General features: G+C 56.7%; 20 protein-coding genes. 9 read left to right on the plus strand and 11 right to left on the minus strand.

Features of this window, described 5'->3' with window-relative positions:
- The 10 genes from VM163_01370 to purS form a co-directional block, all read right to left on the minus strand.
- Nucleotides 1-937: hypothetical protein (locus tag VM163_01370; protein HUT02526.1), on the minus strand; the 937-nt coding region annotated here is incomplete at its 3' end.
- 120 nt (nucleotides 938-1,057) lie between these two features.
- Nucleotides 1,058-2,125: a kelch repeat-containing protein gene (locus tag VM163_01375; GenBank protein HUT02527.1), complete on the minus strand. Its 1,068-nt coding sequence runs from the start codon at nucleotides 2,123-2,125 to the stop codon at nucleotides 1,058-1,060.
- A gap of 119 nt (nucleotides 2,126-2,244) precedes the next feature.
- On the minus strand, nucleotides 2,245-4,950 hold the full coding sequence (locus VM163_01380; protein ID HUT02528.1) for a hypothetical protein: 2,706 nt from the start codon (nucleotides 4,948-4,950) through the stop codon (nucleotides 2,245-2,247).
- Nucleotides 4,951-5,659: 709 nt separating this feature from the next.
- Nucleotides 5,660-8,059 (minus strand): tetratricopeptide repeat protein, encoded by a 2,400-nt coding sequence (locus tag VM163_01385; protein HUT02529.1) that lies wholly within the window; start codon nucleotides 8,057-8,059, stop codon nucleotides 5,660-5,662.
- Nucleotides 8,059-10,269 carry a tetratricopeptide repeat protein gene (locus VM163_01390; protein ID HUT02530.1) on the minus strand — a complete coding sequence of 737 codons (2,211 nt, stop codon included), beginning with the start codon at nucleotides 10,267-10,269 and terminating at the stop codon, nucleotides 8,059-8,061. Before VM163_01390 ends, VM163_01385 begins: the two co-directional genes overlap by 1 nt.
- A 54-nt stretch (nucleotides 10,270-10,323) precedes the next feature.
- A complete protein-coding gene (locus VM163_01395) occupies nucleotides 10,324-10,539 on the minus strand; it encodes a hypothetical protein (GenBank protein ID HUT02531.1) in 216 nt (71 codons plus the stop codon).
- Between the two features lie 123 nt (nucleotides 10,540-10,662).
- Complete coding sequence (gene purF, locus VM163_01400; GenBank protein HUT02532.1) at nucleotides 10,663-12,078, minus strand: amidophosphoribosyltransferase; 1,416 nt, start codon at nucleotides 12,076-12,078, stop codon at nucleotides 10,663-10,665.
- Nucleotides 12,079-12,117: 39 nt separating this feature from the next.
- Nucleotides 12,118-14,334 (minus strand): phosphoribosylformylglycinamidine synthase subunit PurL, encoded by a 2,217-nt coding sequence (purL, locus tag VM163_01405; GenBank protein ID HUT02533.1) that lies wholly within the window; start codon nucleotides 14,332-14,334, stop codon nucleotides 12,118-12,120.
- Nucleotides 14,335-14,573: 239 nt separating this feature from the next.
- The gene (purQ, locus tag VM163_01410) at nucleotides 14,574-15,290 is read right to left on the minus strand and encodes a phosphoribosylformylglycinamidine synthase subunit PurQ (protein HUT02534.1); all 717 of its coding nucleotides are present in this window, start codon (nucleotides 15,288-15,290) and stop codon (nucleotides 14,574-14,576) included.
- 73 nt (nucleotides 15,291-15,363) lie between these two features.
- A complete protein-coding gene (gene purS / locus VM163_01415) occupies nucleotides 15,364-15,615 on the minus strand; it encodes a phosphoribosylformylglycinamidine synthase subunit PurS (protein ID HUT02535.1) in 252 nt (83 codons plus the stop codon).
- 667 nt (nucleotides 15,616-16,282) lie between these two features.
- On the opposite strand from purS, the gene VM163_01420 reads away from it, so the two are divergent.
- From VM163_01420 to VM163_01460, 9 genes are all read left to right on the plus strand, one after another.
- Complete coding sequence (locus VM163_01420) at nucleotides 16,283-17,158, plus strand: hypothetical protein (GenBank protein HUT02536.1); 876 nt, start codon at nucleotides 16,283-16,285, stop codon at nucleotides 17,156-17,158.
- 304 nt (nucleotides 17,159-17,462) lie between these two features.
- Complete coding sequence (locus tag VM163_01425) at nucleotides 17,463-18,095, plus strand: RsmG family class I SAM-dependent methyltransferase (GenBank protein HUT02537.1); 633 nt, start codon at nucleotides 17,463-17,465, stop codon at nucleotides 18,093-18,095.
- 263 nt (nucleotides 18,096-18,358) lie between these two features.
- The gene (locus tag VM163_01430) at nucleotides 18,359-19,171 is read left to right on the plus strand and encodes a ParA family protein (GenBank protein HUT02538.1); all 813 of its coding nucleotides are present in this window, start codon (nucleotides 18,359-18,361) and stop codon (nucleotides 19,169-19,171) included.
- On the plus strand, nucleotides 19,113-19,955 hold the full coding sequence (locus VM163_01435; GenBank protein HUT02539.1) for a ParB/RepB/Spo0J family partition protein: 843 nt from the start codon (nucleotides 19,113-19,115) through the stop codon (nucleotides 19,953-19,955). The genes VM163_01430 and VM163_01435 overlap by 59 nt, the downstream gene beginning before the upstream one ends.
- 4 nt (nucleotides 19,956-19,959) lie before the next feature.
- Nucleotides 19,960-20,358, plus strand: coding sequence for a polymer-forming cytoskeletal protein (locus tag VM163_01440; protein ID HUT02540.1), 399 nt, complete (start codon nucleotides 19,960-19,962; stop codon nucleotides 20,356-20,358).
- Nucleotides 20,358-21,443: a glycosyltransferase family 2 protein gene (locus VM163_01445; protein HUT02541.1), complete on the plus strand. Its 1,086-nt coding sequence runs from the start codon at nucleotides 20,358-20,360 to the stop codon at nucleotides 21,441-21,443. Before VM163_01440 ends, VM163_01445 begins: the two co-directional genes overlap by 1 nt.
- A gap of 77 nt (nucleotides 21,444-21,520) precedes the next feature.
- Nucleotides 21,521-21,826: a DUF4282 domain-containing protein gene (locus VM163_01450; GenBank protein ID HUT02542.1), complete on the plus strand. Its 306-nt coding sequence runs from the start codon at nucleotides 21,521-21,523 to the stop codon at nucleotides 21,824-21,826.
- Nucleotides 21,827-22,154: 328 nt separating this feature from the next.
- On the plus strand, nucleotides 22,155-22,415 hold the full coding sequence (locus tag VM163_01455; protein HUT02543.1) for a BrnT family toxin: 261 nt from the start codon (nucleotides 22,155-22,157) through the stop codon (nucleotides 22,413-22,415).
- Nucleotides 22,405-22,629: a CopG family antitoxin gene (locus tag VM163_01460; protein ID HUT02544.1), complete on the plus strand. Its 225-nt coding sequence runs from the start codon at nucleotides 22,405-22,407 to the stop codon at nucleotides 22,627-22,629. The genes VM163_01455 and VM163_01460 overlap by 11 nt, the downstream gene beginning before the upstream one ends.
- A gap of 83 nt (nucleotides 22,630-22,712) precedes the next feature.
- Here the strand turns inward: VM163_01460 and VM163_01465 are convergent, their stop codons facing one another.
- Nucleotides 22,713-25,427 carry a DEAD/DEAH box helicase gene (locus VM163_01465; protein ID HUT02545.1) on the minus strand — a complete coding sequence of 905 codons (2,715 nt, stop codon included), beginning with the start codon at nucleotides 25,425-25,427 and terminating at the stop codon, nucleotides 22,713-22,715.
- Nucleotides 25,428-25,695 lie beyond the last annotated feature (268 nt).

The raw sequence follows: 25,695 nt of genomic DNA on the forward strand, positions 1-25,695 counted from the left end.
TCAGCTCCACCTGTATCGCCGGGTTGTTGGGTTTGTCGGACCTCGAGCTCGCCTGCATGTTTTGGCCGATCACAAAGTCGGGAACGTATCGGAGTATTTTGAGGCTGCCCATTTGGTCGGCAAAGACCTCCCGAAAGCCCACTTTCGCCTGACCAGGCTTGAGATTCACAGTCCGTTGCCCTGAGGCGGTGGTGATGATCAGGCTCTCTCTCGTGGGCGTCGGCAGCGAGACCCCTGCAGTTGTCGCCGGCTGCATGAGCTTCGAGACGAATCCCTTGTATTTGTCCTTCTGACGCAAGAAGACGAACTTGAAGTTGAATCCACCGGCCGTGCCGTGCGATTCCTCGGGGCAATTGGCAAACATCGTAACATGGTTGCCCGTATCGCCATTGAAGACCGAAAGCTCTATCGCCGGCTCGCTGTATCCCTCACCCAGTTGACGGACTGCCGGCAGGACATCCTCGGGATCAGGCACGTATCTTTCAAGCGAGACGAGCAAGTTGTCGTGGGCGAGCGCGAGCTGCGCATTCAGGTCAGTTCGCCGAGATTCACGTCCCAAAAAAGCGCTCAGAGAGAGCGAGCGTTCCTCTAGGCCGCGGCTCGCTGTGAAAACCATGTCATCGAGCTCAAATAGCCCTCTCGTCTCTCCTTCCTCAATCCTGAGCGTGCCATTGACCGCGAAACCCCATGTTAGGAAGCCTCCCACGATGACGACGAGAATCCCGAAATGGGTCAAGAGCAGGCCCAGACTACGAGACCGCCTGATGACAAGAACGCCCACAAGCGCCGCCGCAACCACCACAAAGAGCCCGGCGAACCATGTCTTCCCATAGACAAGAGCCATGGCCCGCTCGTAGGGGAGAAACGTGGCGCCATAAATGACTACGCTCGCAACTACGGCGAGTAAAATGACCGGGAGCCACAGGCCAGCCTTCATTTCTTGCCGGAAAAGGCCACCTCGTCAATCATTATCGTGCGAACAGGTCCGATCGGACCTTAACCTACGGATCGGCCTCCTTCTGCCGCCCGTCGCCCAGAGAAACGAGAAAAGCAAAACTTACTTCTGGGCAATCTCCCAGACAGCATTCATCATTATCCGTCCCGGCTGGATACCACCAAACACAAGCATTCGATTTGCATTAGAATCCCAGGCCGCCGCCGCACCCGACAGCTGAAGCGTGACCGGCAGCTTCGTCCGAACTCGGGACCAAGTGTATGTGTCAAGGTCGAGGGCCAGAAGGTCGGAGAATTGCTTGTCCATCATCGCCCCTCCGCCGAAGACGATCATCCGATGCTTCACGGGGTCGTAAACGCCACAATGACTACATCGCGGCTCGATCTTTATACCCTTAGCCTCTACCTTCTTCCATTGGAGCTTCGTCAGGTCAAGCACCCACACATCGTTGAACACCAGCTCTTTGCCAGTCTTGTCCGTCCCGATACCGCCGTACATCACAAGCGAGTGCGTTTTCGGATCATATATCTCCACTTGCCCGCTGCGCGGCAGCGGCGACTCGCCGGTGGCAGCGAGCTTCTTCCACTTCAGGTCCTTTAGAGACAGGGAATACAAGTCCTTGTAATACACGGTTCTATAATGTGTGTTATCGGGGTTCTCCCAAGCCGACCCTCCGAAAACGACTATCGAATCGGCCTTCGGATCGTAGATCGGCGTCGTTCTAAACATCACTTTAGGAAAGTCCCCGACCGGCGCCACACTGTTCCACTTGTTCTCGGCAAAACTATACGAGAACGTCTCGAGCTTGCCCGAAATCTCCTGAACAATAACTACCAACCGGTCTCGCTTCTCATCGTATATGCCAGCCGCCATCGCTATCTTCTGCAGGTCACCGTTCGCCGGCTTGATCTTTGACCATTCCCTCGTCTTGAGGTCAAGCGCCCACAGATCGCCCTGAGGGTTCAGCGTCTCGAGCCCTCCCCCACAGATGAGGAGCTGGTTGCCTTTGTTCCGGAAAAACGCCGCGGACATGATGCGGGGTTTGGGACCCAGCTTTTTAGTGGTCATCTCCGAGAACGTCGCGAGCGAAATCTCTTTCTTGGCCGCCCATGCGGACGAAAGGCACAGAACAAGACTCAAAACAACTAGCAAACAAGCCATACGCTTCATAATCTTCGCACCTCCATTAAACGTTCTTAGCTACCAACACAGGATTGAGATCAACTACGCCAATTGTGAAAGAGGCTCTGCCACGAGTCAAGTCTTGTCCGAGAGCCCGAAAAATCAGACTACCTATATGGGCAGTCTTGGGGGACAGCCTTTCTGCCTGCCACAATATCAAACTCGGCGGAGGCGGTGAAGCCCAGGCCCAGCCACGTCGAATCGCCGGCGCGAGTGAAGCCCGTCTTCCACTTGTAGTGGCCTGGCGCGATGCCGTCCGGTATCGTGATCGCGTCGAGCGGCAGGATGAACGCCGTGTCGGTCGGGACCAGGAGACCCGCAAACGCCGGCGTCTTCTCTTGCGTGTAGCTCGGCCAGTAGAACAGGTTGCCCTGCTCGTCCTCGATTGCGGCGAACCAATCTATCGGCACGCTACCCGCCTGATTCGCAAAACAGGCCTCGACCCGCATCGCCTCACCGGACGAATACGCATCTTTGTCCAGGAGCATCTGTGTGCGAGGCGCAAGGTTGACCCTCTTGGGCCCGTTGTGGCCACACCACAGGACGCCATATCTTGACATCGACCTGTCCAGCATCAAGCTGTACTGCAAAGCCAGGTTCCGGAAAGCCCAGTCAGGAATGAGCCCAGCTTCCCATGGGATTTCGGCAAATGTCTCCGTGCCGGGGTTGTATATTATGGTCCTGGCCGCAAGGTTGGCAGTTTGAGTTAGTATCCACGCCCTGTCTTCTAGGTCGAACGTGACGCCGACGATCTTGTAAGTCGGGAAACCAATGTCCTCAAGCCAATATGAGGTCGCAGTGAAGTCCTGGACATTGACTATGGTCAGGTAGTGTCTGCCGGTATCCTCGACACTCCCATGCACGTAAAGCAAGCCCAACTCTGAGAGGCTGAAATTCTCGGGTTCGGCCGGAAGCAGGTTGGACGTGTCTATCCGCGTCCAGCTGCCCTGGGCATCGCGCACCTCGATGCCGCTGTCGGTATCGCAGAGGAATATCCGGCCAGAATGATCGATCATCAAGCCATTATACCCGAATAGCCCAGTAGGCGGCGGCACATCGACTGTTGCCCAAGTCCCGCCCCGAAAGCTCAGCAGCCCTCGTTCTCGTCCTTGGCTCATCAGAAGATATGGATTGCCGTCGTCATCCTCCATCACGCATTTGATGTTGCTGCCGAACTGGCCAAGTGAGCATCCCTCGGTAGTGTCGAGCCAACCGCTCTCGGTCTGGCGATATGCTGCTCCAGGTCGGGGAGACGAGGACCATGCCCAGAGCCCCATCTTGCCCTCGAACATGCCTGTTACCTTAATCGGCAACGAGCCATCATCTCCGACCCGTTGCCAGACTTCGCCTTCGAGCAACTCATATCCCAGGCTGCTTTTGCCATTGTCAGCGCACGCGATCGCCCCTCCATCGACAAGGCCGAGGATGAATTGGTAGTCCGCGTAGGAGACCTCCGGGTTCGGGTTCTGATAGTCCAACCACATCCCATCCTTGAGAACCTGGATGCCTGACTCCCTTGTGCCACAGAAGATGGTGTTGTCGAAACCCACGGCGATCGAGTCGGCCCAGATATCTGCCGGAAACGCGATGAATCCGGTGCCGTCGAACATCGCCACGCCAGAGCCGCGCACTGACAGCCAGACGTTCCCCATTGGATCGGACGTTATGGCTTCTACGGGGTTATTACCAAGGCCCGGCGTGCCGAGGCCGTAAACGGTCATCTCGCGAGCGTCAAGATCGTATCTACACAGCTTGCACCTATCTTGACCGCCCCAGATAACCATCCAGATGTTGCCCTGAAGGTCCCCGTGAGCGTCCGTGCACAAGATACTCGAGGACTCTTGGAGTTCGACGATCTCGTGAAACTCGAAGGACTCACCGTTGTGAACGTTCAGCCCGTCAGTCCCGACAGCGCAAGCCCGCCCGTCGCCAGTGAGGCAGAGATGACGCGTCAGCCCGACGATGGAGCTGTAGTCCTCCACAAAACCGGACGGATAGCACCGGAGAAGGCTGCCATCTTGATCGTTTGAATACAAGCACCCGTGGCAAGTCCATATCGTGCCCTCTGCATCGGTTACTGCTGCACGGACGCCGTACGTGTACCAAGGAGTCCCGGGGCTGTTCAGCAGGGTCCGCCAGCCATAGGGATGCTTCAGCGAGATGCCGATAGACGTCCCACCGACTCCCAGCGCCCTGTCGAAGCCCCAGAAAAGGTAGGACCCCGCAGAACGAACGCCGTCCTCACCCCGAAAGAGTCTGCGTACCAAGCCGTCATAAGCTATGAGCTCGAGACCGTCCTTCAGGCCGGCCCAAATCCCTTCCTCAGTAAGCCCCAGGCTCAAGATATAGTTGTCGTTGACCCAGCTCTTGCGGTCGCACGGCGCGATCGTGAATGCCTCGCTGCTGCCGAGTGTGATCGGCTCGTCGGTCCCCGCCGCGTAGAGCCGTAGCGAGGCCATATATTGACCTGGCGTGGCGAGCGGGAACGCTATTGAGGGCAGCGCGTAGGCGTAGATCAGCGTCCAGTCCATACTGAACCCCTGCGGCAGCACGACGTTCGGCATCCAGGGATGCGCCATCTCGTTGAAGTCCGGCGCGAAAAGCTCCCTCCCATCGGGTGTTCCTATGGACAGATAAACATCGACTTCCGTCTCAAGCCCCGGATTCGCGCCTCGAACCCATATCTCGAACTGGTCTGGCGGATAGAAGATGTCCTTGTTCAGCCCAATGTCGGCGAACACGGCCACCTGACCGAACGCCGCGGTTGACATGCAAAGAAGCAAGATTGAAGCAAAGATTATCAAACGAGTCATAAGTTGAAACTCCTATCATTATAGTGTGTTTTGCTGCAATTGGTGTGTGAATCTTTCGTTAGTGGTCCAATCATAATCGCGTTCCTGTAGGGGTGCCGCTTGCTGCACACTCCTTCAATCTGTCGAATGGACACAGGGCGGGGCAAGCACCGCCCCTACATACCCAGTTTATTGGTATTCATTCGTGGTTCCTTTCAAACGGGCGAATGCAATTCGCCCGACACAATTGCACGGCGTCATGTTTCTGGGCTGGCACGAGGCGGAGAGCGGGCCTTCAATGTGGCTGCCGTTGAAATAACTATCCCCCCACTTCTGGCGGCAAGGAGGCGACACTCGAGCACACTTCCTTCTGGCATGATCGCCCCGCCCTCACATTGTCATTGCATCACGCGCCCCGGGCTTGCGCCACTAACCTCCGCTCCGCCCTTAGTGAGTAATACGCAGATTCGGTGCCACACTGCCCACTGTTCTACTTGGCTGCCGTCCTAAAGCCGCGTCTTGGAGACTCCGGGTCATCTTGACTCCTAAGCTGGCCCTGAATCCGAACGACCGTGCATCTAGCACATTTGCCCACTTGTTACCGTCTTTGTGCACTTTATGGCGGGACTACGCTGTATTTCTCTTTGTCCCATTTGGGACAGCAAATCCGGGCCAGTTGTCCCATTTGGGACAGTTCTACCAAAGAACACAACCACAGAGGCGCAAAGGCCTATTGCGCTGCCTTCACCATTTTGGCCTTGACACGCCTAAGTGCTGCGGCGAACTCCTTGCTCTTTCCCCTGCTGATCTTCAAGAGCGCCTCATACTGCTCGATTGCGCAGTCCCAGTCGCGCTGCCGCTCGCACACGGCGGCCAAGTTCATTCTGGCCGATACGTGCTCTGGGATAATCGAGATCGCCTTCTCGAAATACCTGCGCGCATCGGTCGGATTTCCCAGCGAGTAACTGACCGTGCCCAGGTTGTTGAGCACCTTTATGTTCTCCTCCTTGATCTTGAGGCAGCGCTCATAGATGGCCTTCGCATCCGTCAGTAGTTTTCTCGCCTTCTCGACGTTACCGCCGCTCCGCAAGAGCTGCTCGCCGATGTTCTGAAAGACCAAAGCCCTATTGAAAAGGGGTGTGGCGTCCTTTGGGTCAGTCTTCTGTGCCTTAGCATAGTATTTCAAGGCCGACTCGTAGTCACCCATCTCCCGATAGGTGTTCCCGAGCCTCAGCATCGCATCCTCGTACACTGGATTGAGTTCAAGCGCACGCTTGAACTGAATCATCGCCTCGGCAAACTTCTTCTCGTTGTAGAGGATGTTGCCATAGTTGTTGACGATATGGTCGAAATAGGGCGCAAGCCGCACCGCCATCCTGCTGTCCACATCCGCTATCGCGTAGTTGCCGGCCATGTTCTCCATGATAGACGAGAAATATCTGATCTCGTAGTTGCGAGGCGACGCCCACACGGCACTGCGGAGGTGCTCAAGAGAGAGATCGATGCGCATCTTCCATTCCTCGGCATTCTTGGCGTCGCGCGACAGACTCTCGTGATACTGGCCCTTCCCGAAGTGGTAGTTGGCCAAAAGCGCGCGAAGCGGGATCGTCGCTCCCATAAACAGGATCGCCATCAGAAGGAATCGCACGAGGATAACGCCCACCGCCATCGATCGTTGGTCATCGTGCTCTCCCTGGGTCCTGCCGACCTTCCCGAAAGCGTCGATCACCTTCGTTCTAAGGCAGGGCCCGATGCTGCCAGTGGTTATCCCATAGACCGCAGCGAACAGGCCGAGCACGACGAAGAACGAGTGTGCCGAGCCGGGGAGCTGAAAGTTAGAGGAGAAGATGGAATGCACGAACATGCCCACGATGCCGCCGAAAAGGCCCAGCCAGGCCGCCCGGAGGAAACTGTCATCGCAGCCGCGCGTCATTCGCCGTGCCATCTTAAGAACAACGAGGATGAACCAGATGTAGGCGGCAAAGCCAAGTATGCCCACCTCGACAAAGGTCTGAACGTAGTCGTTGTGGGCTTTGTAGATCACCTTGTCCCAGCCGGTGTTTCTGCGCTCCTCGACGGTCCTGTGTTTGGGGTATATCACCTTGAAGTTGCCCACCCCGGCGCCCAGCGGCTCCTCCCGGACAACGCGCAGAGAGGATTTCCAGACCAGAAACCGAAACTGCGTCGGCCTGTCCTTGACGTCGAATATGGTCAAGAACTTGTGGGCCATGCTTTTGCCCTCGTCGTCCTTGATCAGAGGACTCAACGCACCGAATAACGCGAGCGCGACCACCGCTACCGTCAAGAACAGCTTTCGACGAGGCGAGAAGAAAAGCATCAGCGCGATTGCGGCGATCGTTCCCACCCAGGCGCCTCGGCAGAATGTTATCCCGAGGTAGATGACGACCACGATTGCGGTCGCAATGCTGAGGAGTGGCGCGAGGCGCCTACGTCGCCACTGGCCCAGTCCCCATGCGGCCATGCTGAGCGCAAGCGGAACGACCGTAACCAGATACTGCCCCGCGAAGTTGGCGTGGCCGAACATCGAGCAGTATGTCTCCTGGTTATATGTATCGCGCCCTGGGATAAGCTGGGGGATGCCGATCGCCGCGAGGACCCTGTTGAGGACCGCCACAGGAGCCGAGTCGTGGTAGAACTGGAGGATGCCGATTACCGAGATGATGAACGCCGTCCCAAGAGCCACAGGTATGATTCTCGTCAGCGCCGACTTGGTCTTGACCAGGTTTATGGCGCCGAGAAAGAACACGAGGCAGGTGAGAAGGAAGAACAGACGGTCAAAGCCCGCCCAGATGTTTGTGGCGTAGAGAAGCGTAAGCAGGCCAATCGTCATGAAGACCCCGAGAGGGAGGCCAAGCGGCGAGAAGCATATCCGGGCAACAGGCTTGCCGGTCAGGCCCATTGTGAAGAAGACAAACAGGGCGAGCCCGAGCAGCTCTACGGCGGCTTCCTTGGGCGCAGTGTATATATCATAAGTCTCGTGGTCCGCGCACAGGGGGACCACGACAACGGAGAGCATTAAGATCAGAAAGGCGAGGCGGTTGGAGAAGACCATGCCTCGGACAGTTGCCAGAGATTCAGAGAATGAGTGTCGCGCCACGATATCAACCATTATTGGGCTTTGACAAGCCGCTTAAGAGCGTCAGCTGCAACTTCCAGATCGGGCTTTATCTCGAGCGCCATCTTATATTGACGTATCGCCTTGTCAATCTCGGAACGCTTCTCGTATAGCCGGGCGAGATTGAGATGCGGCTGGAACAGACCACCTGAGACACTCACGGCGCTCTTGAAGGCAGAGATAGCGTCATCCTCCTTGCCTTGCGCCACAAGAACCGTTCCGAGGTTATTGAGCAGGTTAGCGTTCTTCGGATTCTGCACAAGCGCTCTCTCAAGCACCTTCTGGGCCGCCTCAGGCTGGTTGTCTGCCATGAGCGCCTGGGCGAGCTTTGAGGAGGCGACAACGTCGTCTGGAAAGAGCTCAAGCGCCCTTTGATATGCCTTCTGTGCCTCCTTGTTCCTGCCCAGTGAATCCAGCGTCCCGCCGAGGTTGAGCCAGGCCCTCTGGAACTCCGGGTCGAGCTTGACAGCCCTGCTAAACGCCAGATATGCGTCCATGAGAGAGCCGGGGTCCTTTTTATGGCTGGCTCTCTGTAGATACGCAACCCCGATGTTGTTCTGAATCTGCGGCCAGAATGGCGAGAGCTCCGCCGCTGGCTTGAGCACGTCAATCGCTTGCTGAAACTGTTGATTCAAGAGGTAGAGGTTGCCCAAGAGTATCCTCGGCTCAAGGTAGTAGCCTGCAAAGAAAATCGACTTCTGCAGCTCCTCGATCGCGCCTGCGTTGTTCCCGCGAGCGATCAGGGTGCGAGCCTGACGCAGCTTGTAGTCCGCCGCGAGTAACGATACAGGCCTGACGATGAGCAGCACCCCGATTGCAGCGAGGACGACCGCGGCGACGGCCTTGGTGGGTTTGGACACTATCAAGGCCCCAGATTCTTTTGCGGAAAGGCATCCGGCCACGAGGCCGAGGTTGATCGCAAACATCGTGGACGAGGCGGGCATTGTGAGGTTGCTACTGAAGAATGCGTGGACGAGCGTTGCGGCCACGGCGCCTGCTCCGCCGAGGGCAACCATCGGGATGCCGTTTGGCGAGGCTTTATTACGAGGCCTTTTCAGAAGCGGCCAGATAGACGCGCCCAACAGGTAGATGAACGCCGTCAACCCCAAGAAGCCAGTCTCTACGGCGAGCCTGATGTAGTCATTGTGCGGGGAACGAACGCTGATGCCGGCGCCGGCTATTCGGTGCTCCTGAGCGAGGCGGACCGAGGGGTAATAGAGTGCGAAGGCTCCACACCCGACCCCGAAGGCAGGGTGCTGCCTGACCAGAGAAAGCGACCCCTGCCAGAGCTTGAGCCTAAACGCAATCGGGGCGTCGGACATATCTATGGCCTTCTCGGCTTTTTGGATTGCTGATGTGCCACTTTCCCTCTTGCTCAGAGAGAACGATAGCGCTGCCGCGGCGATCAATATCGCGACGAAGGCCGCCCCGGTAAGGCGTTTAGTGAGGCCGGCCGTTTGTGAGACGGCATTCCGGGACAGAAGACGGCTTCTTCGCCAGAGCACGACAGCAAAAACAACAATAGACGCACCGAGCCCCGCCCATGCTCCCCTGCTGAACGTGATCGAGAGGAAAACCAGCATGACACAGCAAGCGGCCAGCAAAAGCCACGTGGCCACGCGTCTCCCCTTCTCTATGGCCCCAAAGCCGAGCGCCAATCCCAGCGGGATCACGGTGATTAGGTATTGCCCGGCGAAATTGTCGTGCCCTAGCGTTGCTCCGAACATTTCAAAACCGTAGCTGTCGTGAATCGCCGGGAAGATTGCGCCCGTCAGGAAATTGATTATCCCTAACACGGAGATACAGGATGCAACGAGGATGGCGGCATAAGCGACAGTTTTTGCGTGCCGGGAGCTTGCGACGCACGTGGCGACTGCGAAAATTGCAAGCAATGCGCAGACTCGTAGGAACTCGTTAAGCGATATGCCTGGGCTTGACGTGGCTGGTATTGAGGCGATTAGAGATAGTGGGAGAATGACAATCGGCGCGATCAGCCGTCGTGGGAACTGAAACCAATTGCCGCTTATGCCGAGTATTATTGCTAGAATTGCCGCTGCGCCCAAGAGCATCAGGGCAGTGTTCTTGACTAGTATGTAGCCGTCTGAGGTGAGCGAGTTGGAGAAAACCGACGGCACCACGAGGACCGCGGCCAGCAGTATGAGGGTGAGAACCTGAAAGTTTGAGAGCGGAGGCCCTTTTGCCACATCCATCCCGATACTTGCGATCCGCGAAAAATGTTCTGGGGCCTTCGCCCCGTTCTACTCACCCGGAACCATTACGATCTGGTCGTAATACTGCGTGGCCTGCTCAACTATTGCAAGGTATGCCGAGTAGCAACGGCCGCATGGGCAGAGGATTGTCCCACTGTTCTTACCGATCCTTAGAAGCTGCCCACACTTGCACTTTAATATGTATTCCTCTGACTTCGAGGTCGCGACATACTCAGAATCTCGAAGTATCCGGTCGATTCTCATGCGTGCTCCTTCAACTGATTTGCCCATCCATTACCGATTTTCCACCCGATAGGATAAATCGAACGAACCGCCCACAATATATAGTGCCGATTAGGGTGAGCAACGCAGTCGGGATGGACGGCGCTAGCGGATGTTGATGCTCGGAAACCTGAAGAGGTCGAACTGCGAGGTTTTGGAAGCCCTGTGCGCGACCGGATACTTACCGGAAAAGCAGGCCGTGCAATAGCCCCTCGCGTCCTTGCCCAGAACGGAAAGCAGGCCTTTCATCGATAGATAAGAAAGCGTGTCTGCGCCGATGAACTTCCTGATCTCCTCAACTGAATACTGGTTGGCGATCAGCTCTTCCTCGCTAGGGGTGTCGATCCCATACACGCAGGGGTGCTTGTATGGGGGCGAAGTAACTCCATAGTGGATTTTCTTGGCGCCGGCCCCTCGCAACATGTCGATTATTTTCTTGCACGTTGTGCCCCTGACGATCGAATCGTCGATCACTATCACACTTTTGCCCGCAACGGCGTCCCGGATCGGGTTCAGCTTCAGCTTGACGCCGAAATGCCGTATCGATTGCTTCGGCTCGATGAACGTCCTACCAACGTAATGGTTTCTCGTAAACCCCTTCTCGCGAAATATGCCCGACCTCTCTGAATAGCCGATCGACGCGCAGGTGCCCGAATCGGGCACAGGGATAACGATGTCGCCCAAGACACCGGTCTCCTCGGCAAGCATCGCACCGAACCCCTTGCGAACGATGTGCGTCGGCTTGGAGAAGACCACACTGTCCGGCCGGGCGAAATAGATGAGCTCGAACACGCAGCGCGCCTCGCGCCTCGGCGGGAACGGGAAGTAGCTTCTTAATTCGCCATCGCTGATGACGACCACCTCGCCGGGCTCCACCTCGCGGGAATACTCCGCACCTATCAGGTCGAACGCGCACGTCTCGGAGGCGATGACGTAGCCATCCCCCAGCGTGCCGAGCACCAGTGGCCTGAAGCCTCTCGGGTCTCTGGCCGCCACCAGCGTGTCCTGAGACATGACGACAAGGCTGTAGGAGCCTCTCAACTTCGAGAGCGCGTCAACCACGGCGTCCTCGAAACTCGACATTCTTGATTTCGCGATGAGGTGGACGATCGTCTCGCTGTCGGAGGTCGATTGAAAGATCGAGCCGCGATTCTCGAGCTCGGTGCGCACGTCGAGCGAGTTGATGAGGTTGCCGTTGTGTGCGACCGCGACCGAGCCCTTGGCGCAGTCCACGAGGATCGGCTGGGCGTTCTCGAGTCGCGATGAGCCTGTGGTTGAGTATCTCACATGGCCGAGCGCCGAATCGCCTATCAGTTGATCGAGTTTTGCCTGATCGAAAACGTCCGCCACCAGGCCCATCCCTTTCGCCACCTTCATGCGATGGTTTCTCCTGGAGACGATGCCGCAGCTCTCCTGTCCCCGGTGCTGAAGCGCATAAAGTCCAAGATAGACGAGATTAGGAGCCTCGGGATGACCCGAGACAGCGATAATGCCGCAGCTGTGGTGTATTTCGTCAATCATGGCTTTCCCACGCCCGGACCAGTTCCTCGCATCGGCTTGTCATTTAGACTCTCCAGTTAGCAGCTCTTCTAGCTTTGACGCCCAGATTCGCCATAGATGCTCAACTGTTGCCCGAAGCAGCGAACTATGGCCACTTTGAACCTCGAACGCATCCTCGCGGACATCGCCCAAGACTAGATGCTCAAGGTCCTGCCTATCAAGATAACGCACAACTTTCCGAACATCCTCCCGCTTAACGGAGATTAACGCGCGGGAAGACGTCTCTGCAAACAGCCAGACCACCGGATCGACATCGCTGGGCACCGAGACCCTGACGCCCGGCCACGAGCCATTCCCAGAGACGAAACAGCACTCCAGCAGCGCCAGCGCAACTCCGCCCTCAGAGCAATCGTGAGCAGATTGCAGCAGGCCATCGCGCCCCAGGTTCAAGACCGCTTGCGAGACCCGCTTATGAGACTCAAGATCGATCGGAGTGAGCTCGCCTCGGCGCTCTCCGGTCACTATGCTCGCCAGCTCCGAAGCCCCCAGCCTCGAATCAGTCTTGCCGAGCAACAGGACAAAGTCGCCTGCTCGCTTGAACGCCGGTCGCACCACCAACCGCACATCCTCAACTAGGCCGGCCATCCCGACGATCGGCGTCGGAAAGATGCTCTCGCCAAGCGTCTCGTTGTAGAAGCTGACGTTGCCGCCCGTTACGGGCACTTCAAGGAACTCGCAGGCATCCCTCAGCCCTCTGGCGGCCTCGGCAAACTGCCACATGACGACCGGCTGCTCGGGATTCCCGAAGTTGAGGCAGTTGGTCACCGCAAGTGGCTCCCCGCCAGTGCAGCACACGTTGAGATACGACTCAGCAACGGCGGAAACCCCAGCCCAATAGGGGTCAATGGCGGCCTTGGCCCCGTTGCCGTCCAGACAAAGCGCCACGGCCTTCTTGGTGCCCTTGATCCGCAGCACAGCCGCGTCCGCCCCAGGACCTACAACAGTGTTCGTCCCGATGAGGTGATCATATTGCTCAAACACCCAACGCTTGTCGCACAGGTTGGGCGAGCCGACCAACTTCTCAATCGCATCCTTCAGGCTGATGTCAGCGCGCTTAGCCCCAGCTGGCCTTACCCGAGCCAGTGGTTTCGAGGTCGGCCGGTCAGAAACGGGACACCGATCGATTAAAAGCGCAAGAGGCACCTCTGCCACCCTCTTCGGCCCCTCATCGATGACGAGCGTGCCGTCTCCCGTGACGGCACCTATGGCAACTGCCTTGACGCCCCATTTGCTGAAAACGTCGAGCACCTCCTCTTCGCGCTGCGGTGTAACCACAAGCAGCATCCGCTCCTGCGACTCGGACAACATCATCTCGTAGGGCGTGAGGTTGCCAGCTCGCCTCGGCACTTTGCTAAGATCGATCCTGACGCCTGTCCCGCCCCTCGCAGCCATCTCCGAGGTTGAACACGTAAGCCCCGCCGCACCCATGTCCTGAATCCCGACGATGAGCCCCCTGTCCATCAGCTCGAGGCAGCCCTCCATAACCAGCTTCTCAGCAAAAGGGTCGCCCACCTGCACAGTCGGGCGCCTCTGCTCACTTGTCTCATCGAACGCCGATGACGCCATAGTCGCTCCGTGCAGCCCATCGCGGCCGGTGCTGGAGCCTGCGTATATCACGACGTTGCCCGGCCCTCGCGCCTTGCCATAGAAGACCTTGTCCTTTCTCGCAATTCCTGCGCACATCACATTTACCAGCGGATTCTTGCTGTAACAGTCAGCGAACAGCGTCTGACCGCCGACCGTGGGCACGCCGATGCAGTTCCCGTAAGAGGATATTCCTGAGACCACGCCGCGCATAATGTAGCGATTCCTCGGGCTATCGAGATTGCCGAAGTGAAGCGAATCGAGAATCGCGAACGGCCGTGCGCCCATCGTGAAGATGTCGCGCAGTATCCCGCCAACGCCCGTCGCCGCACCCTGAAAAGGCTCTATGAACGAAGGGTGGTTATGAGATTCGATCTTGAAGACAAGCGCGATCCCGTCCCCAAGGTCGATCACGCCCGCGTTCTCGCCCGGCCCCTGGATGACCCGCTCGCCCGAAGTCGGAAACGTGCCAAGATAGCGCTTCGAGCTCTTGTAGCAGCAATGCTCAGACCACATGACAGAGAACATACCGAGCTCCAGGCGGTTTGGCGTCCTGCCGAGTCCCTCAACAATGCGCTCGTATTCCTCCCTGGTGAGGCTCTGCTCCCTCAGAAGCTCTGATAGGTCAGTCATGTTGTTCTTGATTCTTCCGTGAGAATGGCTGCGGATACATCAACGTAGGGGCGGTGCTTGGAGGCTGTCCAATAAGTAGGGTCTGAGGTTGTGTAGGGGCGGGGCTTGTCTCCGCCCATCTATATATTCGGGCAGACACAAGGCCTGCCCCTACATGTGGCATACCCCGCTGCGCCATCCCCGTTGAAATCGACTTATTAGACAGCCTCCAAGCCCCTCCCTTCATACGTTCGGTCATATCATCCCGCTTGGCCAATTGAACGCCCCGAAACAAGCCCTGCTATCGACTCAAAGATCAGCCTGCCATCAGCCGAACCCAGAAGCGCCTCCGAGGCGCGCTCCGGATGTGGCATTAGGCCGAAAACGTTGCGACTTGCGTTGCATATTCCTGCGATGTTAAACGTTGCGCCATTAGGATTCGACTCGGGCGTGCAGTTGCCCTCAGCATCACAATACCTCAGCACAATCTGATTGTTCTGCACAAGGCGATTCAATCCCGCCTCATCGATGTAGTAGTTGCCCTCGAAATGGCTGATTGGCATGCGCAGGACCTGCTTGGGGGCGCAGTTCCTAGTGAAGGGCGTATCGACCTGCTCGACCAACACGTGGACGAAGCGACATATAAAGCGAAGGCTCCGATTCCGCATCATCGCGCCCGGCAGAACGCCCATCTCTAAAAGCACCTGGAACCCGTTACATATCCCGATCACGAGGCCACCAGCCTCTATGTGCCGCCTCATGGCCGGGATTATGGGAGAGAAGGCCGCAATCGCGCCCGTTCGCAGGTAGTCCCCATGGGCAAAACCCCCCGGCACAATCACGCATTCAAAACCATCCAGCCGAGTTGCAGTGTGCCACACAAACTCGCTCTCTGCGCCGAGCGCCTCGAGCGCCGCCTTCGTGTCGAGGTCGCAGTTAGTTCCAGGAAAAACTACGATTCCAAACCTGAAAGACAACTGGGACACCTCTTAAATGGACCAACTAAGGGCACTCTCCGCCGACGGAAGACGACTGAGAGAGCAAACAACCTCATTCCAAGAGCTCTATCCTGTAGTCCTCGATCACAGGATTGGACAACAACCGCCTCGACATCTCGGACAGAACCGCAACTAACCCCTCATCATCCACGCCATCGTCATCCAGCTTGATGTCGAACGCCTTGCCCTGCCGAACGTCCTCGACCAGATCATATCCAAGCCCGTGCAGCGCCTCGTTTATCGTTCGCCCCTGAGTGTCAAGAACGTCCTTTTTGAGCCAGACCAGAACCCTTGCCCTACGCATTTCGCTCCCCAATCAAAGGTCTATCATTCAACGATATAACACTATATGCGCCGCAGCATCTGATCAAGCAACTCCGAAGCCCAAGGTCAACAGGACGAAAGGCTGTGTCGGGCTCGTGCTTCGTAGCTTCGCAGAGTAGCAGAGGACGTTACCTCTGTTGCTACGTTGACATGAGTTTTCCCCAAAAGCGTAGCTCACTTGCTGGGATTGTGGCTGTGGGGAGGTGTTGTGGGCGATAAGAAAGTGGAATCAGGGTTGACGTCATCCTGCGTTTTAGTTCCCCGAAGGGGGGCCACAATGGTAGCCGTAGGTGGAACCTACGGAATCCGTTCACATCGGTATCCTCGCGACCCTGAAAGGGGTCGAACAGCCCGTCCACAGGGTCATGTGCAGCCCGCTCAGGGCTGATGATGTTTCTTTCTGTCTTCGGTCCGTAGGCTGGGCCTTCGGCCGGCGCCTACGGCTACTCACGTTAATCCCCTTGCGGGGATACGGGGATTCGCAGCCGGTGTCAAGTCCCCTGAAACAAAAACGGCGCCCTGAAGCACTCCAAGATAGAATTACGAAAACTCCTCAAGAAAAACAACTTGATTCAGTCATCATTCCCATGCTATCGTCTGTGCTTACCATATAGTCTGAGCACAGGGCTTTAAAATGGAGAAGACCTATGAATCAGGATGACGCCAAACGAAAAAGCCGAAGGTTTTGGTCGCTCGACATCCTCTGGCTCCTGCCCTGGGGGATCTTGCTGTTTGTGTGCGCTTTTCTCTATATTGACGGTTGGATTTCGAGCTCAATCCCAATGTTGAATCCATGTAGGATGTCGCCGGAGACAATGACAGCGAAAGCGAGAATAGGCGAGATCATGCGCCTTAGCGCCCCGGTGCTCAAAGTGCTAATCGCCGCGATGCTCATACCTCTGTTCTTCTTGCGTTGGTGGCTTCGGAAGAGAGGATTGGGGCTCCTGTGGCGCCTTGCTGGCATCGCCGCTGCTGGCGGGATGATCTTGATTCTCTATAGCCTCACGTTCACATATATGGAGGAGGGCATCAGGACACGGGCACTCGGCGACTGCCGGAACATTTCAACGGGAATCTTGCTCTTCCACGAAGACACCGGCGAGTGGCCATACTACTGCTTGCCGTTCGACGATCCTGACCGGAAGCCGTGCATTGACTACCTGTATGGGAACATGGGCGACATGCCGGACCTATATGAGCCAGCCTGGGAGACGTGGGGCACCGTCAGCGACGATATGTTCTTCCATCTAGTGAAAAATGGGCGGGAACGCCCGTTTTACTTCCCCGTAGCGACCGAATCCACAATGGCCAGCTCAACACGAGGCTGGAAGCAGCCATATCTGCCGTATGTTGTAGATGACCCATGGGCGAATAAGTATCTTGTCTCCGTTGGCGCATTCGAGGGCGGAAGGCTGAAGGGCTCTTATGTTTGGTGCATCAGCGCCGGCCCCAACGAGTGCCTCGAGACGCCAACGACGGCCTCCGAGACACAGGGCGACGACATCGGCTACCGAACGAAATGAGGAGGGGCGATGCACAGAGTGCGCTCATCACGCTCGTCCAGCCAGCCAGCAGATATCCGTTGCCAGAATCGACAGGAATGCCACTGCCACCGCTTACGCCGGGCGATTAAGGAGGCATCAAGTCATCGCGTGTCACAGACCATAACGTGCGCGGCATCCTTTGCCGTTCCCATGACATAAGAGCAACATTACCTACAATGCAGAGTCCCCTCCATAATCCGAGGGATGGTTTACAAATGTTGCTGACAACAGAATAATATGAGCTGTGAATCCGGAGAAGCTAATATCCAGGCGGGCCGGGCAGATGGGGCTTCAGCTTGACGCTACCATGCTATCCAAGCTGGCCAAGTTTGTGGCGCTGGTGCTCAAATACAGACGAGGCGCCTCGTTGACTTCCCTCAAGAGCGCGTCGGCTATCATTGAGCAACTGTTGGTCGATTCGCTCGCAGTCTCCATGGTGGAGGGTGTCGATGAGGCGCGATGGTGTGCCGATATCGGTGCAGGAGGCGGATTCCCATCGGTTGCGGTGGCGATCGTCTTGCCTCGGACGGGTTGGGTGGCTGTCGATAGCTCGCCTAGCAAGGTAGCGTTTCTTAAGAAGATGAGCCGTGAGATAGGCCTCTCGAACTATAGCCCGGTCTGCGCCAGCTTCCTGGAGTTCGCATCATCCCGCGAGCCGTCAGGAGAGTTCGAGCTGGTGGTCATGAGAGGGCTGAAACTCAACAGAAGGCTCCTGCGAGCGGTCCGGAGTGTGCTCTCAGACTCCGGCCAGGTAGTTCTCTATCAGCACACGGAGCGATATTCTCAGCTCGACATTTACGGCCAGTTGGCCCACGGGGCGGCCCAGATGCGAGAGACCGTGCTCGAGGAGGGCGTTCGTTCGCTTCGTTTTGAATACCATCGTTTTGACGAGTTGGCTGAGCGATTGATTTGTTAGAGTTTTGGTGTTGTGATTCGCTATGTAGTTGTGGATAAATGGTATGAGGGAGTCCGCAGATTACACAGATTGAACGGATTAGAGGCACAACCTAAGAAGCCATAACAGGATGGCTTGCATTCAGAACACACGGCCCGGCTGTGCTTGCGAGCGACTCTTCCTTTAATCTGTGTAATCTGTGTAATCTGCGGACAGAGGTCTCTTAGCCAGTTGGGAGATATGTTTCACGTGAAACATATCTGCGCTATTGTTCGGGGATGCGTGTGAGCAGAACAATTGCAATAGTCAATCAGAAGGGCGGCGTTGGTAAAACGACGACCGCTGTCAACTTCGCCACTGGCCTCGCTCTCGCTGAGCAGCAGACACTCCTTGTAGATATGGACCCCCAGGCAAACGCGACGATGAGCCTCGGCCTGACGCCTGCAAAGCTCGAGAGCACGGTCTTCGACGTTCTTCTAAAGCCCGAAGTCCTTCACAAGGCCATCTGCTCAACATCAGTCACAAACCTCGCGGTCCTGCCCGCAAACACAGACCTCGTCTCCGCAGAAATCGAACTGGTCAACGATAAGAAGCGTGTGTTTAGGCTTAGGGAGGCTTTAGCAACTGCCCGCGAGCGGTTTTCATATATCATCATCGATTGCCCCCCGTCCCTCGGGATGCTCACCGTCAACGCCATCTGCGCATCCAGCAGCATCATCATTCCGCTACAGTGCGAATACTACTCGCTTGAGGGTCTGTCCAGGACGCTGGAGGCCGTCCGCATCTTTCGGGAGACGCTAGGCCTTGATATCGAGATAGCAGGGCTTCTGCTAACGATGTTCGATTCCAGGACTAATCTCTCTAGGGAGGTCGCCTCCGATGTCAGAAAACACTTCCCAGACAAGGTTTTCTCGACAGTGATCCCCCGGAACGTGCGTGTCGCCGAGGCGCCGGGTTACGGCAAGCCGGTCATGCTATATGATGTTGCGTCGCGAGGTTCGCAGGCGTTCTTAGAATTAACAGAGGAGTTTCTGACAAGTGAAGCAAGAAAAGCGGCTAGGTCGAGGGTTAGAGGCGATACTCGGCGAGTCGGGTAGAGAGGCGATGCGGCCTGGGCTCGTTGAGATCGCTCTTGATTTGCTGACGCCAAACAGCCTGCAGCCGAGACAGCGTTTTGACAAGGAGAAGCTCGCGCACCTTGCGGAATCCATCAAGGCCAGAGGAGTCGTTCAGCCGATAGTTGTTCGGAGAACGGATGATGGGTATGAGATAGTAGTCGGCGAGCGGCGTTGGCGGGCAGCGCAGATGGCGGGGCTCTCCAGCATCCCTGCGATCGTAAAGGACTTGTCGCGCTCCGATATTCTGGCGACAGCGCTTGTCGAGAACATCCAGCGAGCTGACTTAAACGCTCTGGAGATCGCATTTGCGTTTGAGAAGCTACTGAACGAGGCGGGGCTTTCGCACGCGCAGATAGCAAAGATAGTGGGGATGAACAGGAGCTCCGTCACGAACTACCTGCGGCTTCTGTCATTGCCGGAGAGCATCAAGAGCGACCTTCTGGACAGTAAGGTCTCGATGGGGCACGCACGGGCGCTTCTTGCGGTCAGCGACAGCAGCACGCAGCGGGCGCTTGCGGACATGATAATCTCGCGGGGCCTTTCGGTTCGGCAGGCGGAGGCGATGGCGGGGCGGATGGCGGAGCGAAGGCCCAGTCGCGCGCGCGAGCAATTGCCTGAGCTGGCCGCGCTCGAGGAGCAGCTATGTGCCTCACTGGGCACGAAGGTTGTGATCAGAACTAGCAAGAAAGGCAGCGGTAAGATACTGATCGAGTATTATTCGGGAGACGATCTCGAAAGGCTTTTGTCAATACTGAAGGGCTAACATCATGGGCACAGGATCGAAAACGGAACTCAATGCTTACTTGGCCAAGGGCACGAACTTCAAGGGCGAGCTCCGCTTCTCCGGCATCGTGCGACTGGACGGGATATTCGATGGGACAATTATCTCCGATGGGACGCTCGTTGTGGGCGATACGGGCGTCTTGAAGGGCGAAATCAATGTTGGTGAGCTTCTTTCTAGCGGCATTGTAGAAGGCACAATCAAGGCGACAAAGGCCATCGATGTGAGTGGGCAAGGGAAACTCTTGGGCGAGGTATTCACGCCCTCGCTCAACGTGGCGCCCGGCGTGCTGGTTGAGGCGCAGCTTCGTGTCGGCACAGGCTCCGGGACGAGCTCTTCAAAAGGCTCGGTCGTTGGCTCCTCAAGGCCCAAAGATGACCGCTGATGAGCCAGTGCCCGAGCGTCTGCGCGATCGTCGTCCGGTATGCCTCGGACTCTCCCCTTGAGGCGTGCGTCGCCTCGTTGAAGCAATCGAGCGTGCCGCCTGACGAGGTCTGTATTATTGATAACAGACCTTCTGATGGTCTTGTCGCTCGCGTTAAGCAGAGGTTCCCCGACGTGGCCGTGTATCCCCAGGAGCACAACATAGGCTTTGCGGCCGGCTGCAACGAGGGCGTCCGGCGGACGAAGTCCGACCTGATATTCATAGTCAACGACGATACAAACGTTGATGCGGACTGTGTCAGGCGTCTTGTCGCCGCGTTCCAGAGGTATCCGCGGCTCGGGGCATGCCAGCCGAAGATACTCTCCGCGCAAGACCCCAGCTGCTTCGAGTATGCTGGCTCGTCGGGCGGGTTCCTGGACATGTTCGGCGTGCCATTCTTGAGGGGACGAATTATCGACACGGTCGAAAAGGACCGGGGTCAATACGACGAGGAGCGCGAGGTCTTCTGGGCCTCAGGCGCGGCCTTGATGCTAAGGCGATCGGTGCTTGATGTCGTCGGCCTCTTTGACGAGGCGTTCTTCGCGCATCAGGAGGAGATCGACCTTTGCTGGCGGATGCATATTATGGGCTTTTCTGTGAGAGCTGTGCCCCAAGCGATAGCCTATCACATTGGCGGTGGGACGCTTCCGTACTCCAGCCCTCTCAAGACGTTCTATAACTACCGAAACAGCTGGAGACTAATGGTGAAGAACTTCTGCCTGTGGCCGCTGGTCATAGTCCTGCCGTCGAGGCTTCTTCTGGACCTGGGGACCATTTTTTACTTCTTCGCCAAGGGCAGGCCCCGGCACGCATTTGCCCTGGCCAAGGCACTTATCTGCGCGCTCGCCTCGCTCCGGTCAACGCTTCGCGCCAGGGCCCGGGTTCAGTCGGTTCGCAAGATGAGCGAGAGCGGACTGCACGACTTGATCTACCGCCGGCCGCTGCTAATCGATTATTTCTTCTGGCGCAAGCGAACGTTCTCACAGCTGCACTTTCCTCAAAGCGACCTTTTGATAGAAGGGACATCGGGTAAAAACAGGCATTGACCGGGACACAACACGTGCATAATATAGACTGTGCAACAAACTGTGGAATAACCAACCAAGCAAATGGAGGCAACAGCATGAATCAACACCGTGGGTTCTTTGGGGCGCTTTTTGACCTTTCATTCTCGGAGCTGATTACGACCAGAGTAATCAAGTTCCTATTTGTGCTCGCGATTATTGGCTCAGCAATTGCATCGATCTTTTACATCGGGGTGGCGTTCGCGCACTCAACCGGCGCAGGCGTTTTGGTGCTGATCATCTCGCCGTTGATTTTCATCGTTTACGTGACAGTTGCGCGGATATGGCTTGAGGTGCTCATTGTCGTGTTCCGGATATCGGAGGACGTGAAGAGGATCGCCAACAAGGACGCGGGCGAAGCGTAGGACATCATCAACGACCGGGCGATTTGGCCCGGGGCTTCTGACTATTCTATGATTTTTATGCTTTCGCGGCGCAGGGCGAGCCGGTAGCCGACGCCATACTTGGCGACGAGGAGGTCCCTGACCTCTTGTTCAGAGATGGCCTGTGAGTGCCTCGCTGCCTCCGAATGCTCATGCCGCTAGACGGAGTAATCCCCTCCGGAGACCTGATAGCGCCTTATACGGGCAGGAAGTCAGCATCCTGCATCTTTACGGATCAATCTGATCATATTTAGAATCGGAAAAAATGATCGCTTGACAACAGGTATAATTAAGGTATAGTAATTATACAATGGAATTGGAATTCGACCCAGTCAAGAGCGATAGCAACCAGAAGAAACATGGGATCGACTTCTACGAAGCCCGGTCCCTTTGGGATGACACTGATTTAATTGAGGTTCCTATAAAAACGAGCGACGAGGCAAGTTGCTTGGTGATCGGGAAGATTCTAGGAAGGCACTGGTCAGGAATTATTACGTATAGGGGCGAGAAGACGAGGATTATTTCCGTGCGATGTTCTCGGAAGGAGGAGGTTGATCTTTATGAAAGCTGATGAACTTGATAAGCGATTTGATGAAGGCAAGGATGTTTCTGAATACCTCGATTTGTCAAAAGCGAGGAGACCTGGACAAGAACAGAAAAGGGTAAATGTCGATTTCCCTATATGGATGATCCGCCTATTGGATAAGGAGGCAAAGCGTCTGGGTGTGACTCGACAATCAGTCATCAAGATCTGGTTAGCGGAGCGATTAGAAAAGGCGATTTAGGAGTATCTGATTCTAACAATGCAATCCAGTGGACGACCAAGAACGCTTCGGAGGCCGCGTTAACGGACGCGGATGAGATCGGGTTATTCAATGATTTGTATGTTCTCCTGCGGGAGGGCGAGCCGGTAGCCGACTCCATACTTGGCGACGAGGAGGTCCTTGACCTCTTGTTCAGAGATGGCTGTTGAGCGTTTCGCAGCTTCCACGAAGGCTTTCTTCAGCCTCGTCTTGTGGTCGCTGATCTGCTTCTCGTAGGGATAGGAATCGGGGTGGCTCTGTCCCCAGAGCGCCTGGTATATGATCTCCTTGTGGACGAAATTGGGCGCGTGTCTTGCGAGCACCAGAAGGAGATTGAAGCACTTGCGCGTAAGCGTTATCTCGGTGCCCCTGAAGGTTACGGACAGGTTCCGGGTATCGATGATCAGACCGTGCGTGCTCGCCCGGCGCATCTGATCGCTCGAGGCAGCCACGCGGGGACGTTCAACGGACGATGCGGAGCCTTTCGTGGCAGGTTTCGGCGACTTCAGGTGCAGCGCTGAGGCGAGGTTTTTGGCCGTGTGATGCCCGATTAGCTCCGATAGCCGCTCGAACGACGCTGCCCTGATTTTTTGGACTGACGTTATGCCGCCGTCAACGAGCTTTCTGGCAATGGCACGCGTGCAATGAGCCGTGATATGTTCATAAAGTGGTATTGCGTCGTCGAGGAGCCCAAACTTAAGCCGCTTGGCCAGCGAAGAGAAGTCCTCGAGGGCCGTGGCCGGCCAGTTAAGAAGCCTGCATATTCCAAGCAGCGATTCGCAGAGCCAGGCGTCGGTCTCGCCCACATTTTGGACCAACCCTGGCCACGCCTGGTAGAACTTCTGCTCGATCTCGCCGAGTGGGACCTCGCTGATCCAGTCCAGCAAGATGAGTGCTCGTTTGATGGCTCGCGTTTGCTCGAAGGATGGCCTCTTCTCTTGGTCGATGAGCTTGCCGACGATGGGTCTTTCAAGGACGCCTTCGAGGGTTGCGGCATCTCTCAACCAGTGCAGGTAGCGGTCATCTTGCCATTCGGAGCGGGCGAGCGGGACGTGAACGGACTGTGCGTCCTTTGTCTGAGCAAGAAGAAGGAGTGCCTCAAGTGGGGACAGTTTTGAGCCTCGGTTCTTACTAGCCCATTCTGAGAGCGTGGCCCCGGTCTCGGCGAGGATGCACGACTTGGCGACGAGGTGGCCGAGCTCCGATGCGGCGAGAGAGCCGCGGTCGGCCTGGGTCAGCAGTCGATTTGCCAGCAGGCACTCTAGGGAGTCGTGGAGGACGTTTTGGAATCTGTTCCTGGCTGCATGCGGCGTTGGCGTCTGTTCCTTTGCCCAGAGATTCCGACCCGTGAACGTCTTTAGCAGAAACTCAACCAGCTCCTGCTCAGTGCCGGCGATGTGCGAGGCGCAGAGGTTCAGGACGATGTCCTCAAGCGGCATCTTGGCGAGAGTCGGCGTTGCCTCCTCAAAGCCGCCGTTGATGTAGATGTCCTTTAGCCTCTTCTCCTCGAATTCCGACGAAGTGATCAGGATGGACCGCCCAAAGTCAGGCTCAAGCGAGAGCCTGCCGGCCCGGCCGCCGAGGTTCTCGTATTCGCCCTTGCTGATATCGATGAGGTGCATTTGCTGGAACTCTTTGGAGAACTGCCAGCGCTTGTGGTCGATTATGACGTTCTTGGCGGGAAGGTTGATGCCCATGCCGAGGGTTGTTGTGGAGAAAATCGCCCTGATCTCGCCTCTTCTGAAGCCGTTCTCAATTGCCCGCCGCTGGGCGTAGCCCAAGTCCGCGTTGTGGAAGGCCACGCCGCTTGATAGAAGCGAGGTAAGCACTTCCGTCGAGGGCGAGGCCTCCGCAAGGTCCACAAGCTCGGCAAGCGCTGCCTCGGCAGGCGGCAGCATGGTGTGTTTGGCAAACATCCTGGCCATTTCTACGGTGCTGGTCTTGTCCCGCAAGAAGACGATGCACTGCTCATCGCGGCCGACAAGCTGCTCAACGAGGCTGAGTGCAGCATGCCCCATCGACCCGGAGAAGGTGACCTCGAAGCGCTCCTGTCCCTGAGTGCCCGCGTTGTGCAACACGTAGTAGAACGTGCCGTTGCAGAAGACGCCCTTGCGCAGCTCCACCGGGCGCATGTTATCCTGAAGCAGCCTCGCCCCGATCCAGTCGCGTATGCTCTCCGACTTCGCGAGAACCGCCGACAGCCCGATGATCTGCGTCCTCTTCGCGAACGCCAACACCTTTGACAGGAGAAGCTCGAGCCGCGGCCCGCGCGATGCGTCCGTCAACATCTGCATCTCATCGATGATGATAACGCCAATGTCAGCAAGCAGCGTCGGCTTCGAGATCAGAAGTGAGTCCATCTTCTCAAAGACAATGATCGCGATGTCGAAATCGCCCCTCTCGATCGCCCGGTCGTGCTCCTTTCTGTCGCGCGATGACACGGCGATCTTGAGGCCCAAGGCGCTGTAACGCTTGTGGAATTGCTCGAATTTCTCCTCGGCGAGGGACTTGAGCGGCAGGAGGTAGAAGGCTCGTCTGTTCTTTCTTGCGGCCGCCACCGCTGCCATCTCTCCGACGAACGTCTTGCCGGACGACGTGGGCGCAAAGATGAGCAAGTTCTGGCCAGAAAACAGGTCGAATTCGGCAACCGCTCGCGACTGAATCGGCAGCAGCCGCGGGAACGCCTCGCGCCACACTTTCAGGACTGCGTCATCCACTCCGTAGGCGGACAGCAAGGAAGTGTCTATCCCCGACAGGCTGCCGGGCGAGCTATTTCCCATGTCGCCCGTCTTGTTTCACATCATTGGAAGCATGAATTATGAACGCAACTGTCCACAGATGAGGTTGAATTGACGTTGTAGGGGCGGTTCACGAACCGCCCAAAAAGAATGTAAATCAAAACATAGAAGGGCGCTTCGTGAAGCGCCCCTACAAACCGCGATGTCTGCATGTGAGCTGCCATGTATCTATCAGCGATGTAAAGCTGCAACAGGGTTCATCCAAACATTTCGTGGACGAGGCCACTCGCTCTCTTCTGCCTCCACGCCT

The sequence above is a fragment of the bacterium genome (genome assembly GCA_035527515.1).
Taxonomy (GTDB): Bacteria; B130-G9; B130-G9; order B130-G9; family B130-G9; genus B130-G9.

What these genes read in the sequence shown, in the direction of transcription:
- VM163_01385 (HUT02529.1), bottom strand. Translation starts at nt 8,059, where the DNA reads ATGGTTGATATCGTGGCGCGACACTCATTCTCTGAATCTCTGGCAACT.
- VM163_01450 (HUT02542.1), top strand. Translation starts at nt 21,521, where the DNA reads ATGAATCAACACCGTGGGTTCTTTGGGGCGCTTTTTGACCTTTCATTC.
- VM163_01455 (HUT02543.1), top strand. Translation starts at nt 22,155, where the DNA reads ATGGAATTGGAATTCGACCCAGTCAAGAGCGATAGCAACCAGAAGAAA.
- VM163_01375 (HUT02527.1), bottom strand. Translation starts at nt 2,125, where the DNA reads ATGAAGCGTATGGCTTGTTTGCTAGTTGTTTTGAGTCTTGTTCTGTGC.
- purS (HUT02535.1), bottom strand. Translation starts at nt 15,615, where the DNA reads ATGCGTAGGGCAAGGGTTCTGGTCTGGCTCAAAAAGGACGTTCTTGAC.
- VM163_01460 (HUT02544.1), top strand. Translation starts at nt 22,405, where the DNA reads ATGAAAGCTGATGAACTTGATAAGCGATTTGATGAAGGCAAGGATGTT.
- VM163_01380 (HUT02528.1), bottom strand. Translation starts at nt 4,950, where the DNA reads ATGACTCGTTTGATAATCTTTGCTTCAATCTTGCTTCTTTGCATGTCA.
- purL (HUT02533.1), bottom strand. Translation starts at nt 14,334, where the DNA reads ATGACTGACCTATCAGAGCTTCTGAGGGAGCAGAGCCTCACCAGGGAG.
- VM163_01465 (HUT02545.1), bottom strand. Translation starts at nt 25,427, where the DNA reads ATGGGAAATAGCTCGCCCGGCAGCCTGTCGGGGATAGACACTTCCTTG.
- VM163_01395 (HUT02531.1), bottom strand. Translation starts at nt 10,539, where the DNA reads ATGAGAATCGACCGGATACTTCGAGATTCTGAGTATGTCGCGACCTCG.
- VM163_01425 (HUT02537.1), top strand. Translation starts at nt 17,463, where the DNA reads ATGGGGCTTCAGCTTGACGCTACCATGCTATCCAAGCTGGCCAAGTTT.
- VM163_01420 (HUT02536.1), top strand. Translation starts at nt 16,283, where the DNA reads ATGAATCAGGATGACGCCAAACGAAAAAGCCGAAGGTTTTGGTCGCTC.
- VM163_01445 (HUT02541.1), top strand. Translation starts at nt 20,358, where the DNA reads ATGAGCCAGTGCCCGAGCGTCTGCGCGATCGTCGTCCGGTATGCCTCG.
- purF (HUT02532.1), bottom strand. Translation starts at nt 12,078, where the DNA reads ATGATTGACGAAATACACCACAGCTGCGGCATTATCGCTGTCTCGGGT.
- VM163_01440 (HUT02540.1), top strand. Translation starts at nt 19,960, where the DNA reads ATGGGCACAGGATCGAAAACGGAACTCAATGCTTACTTGGCCAAGGGC.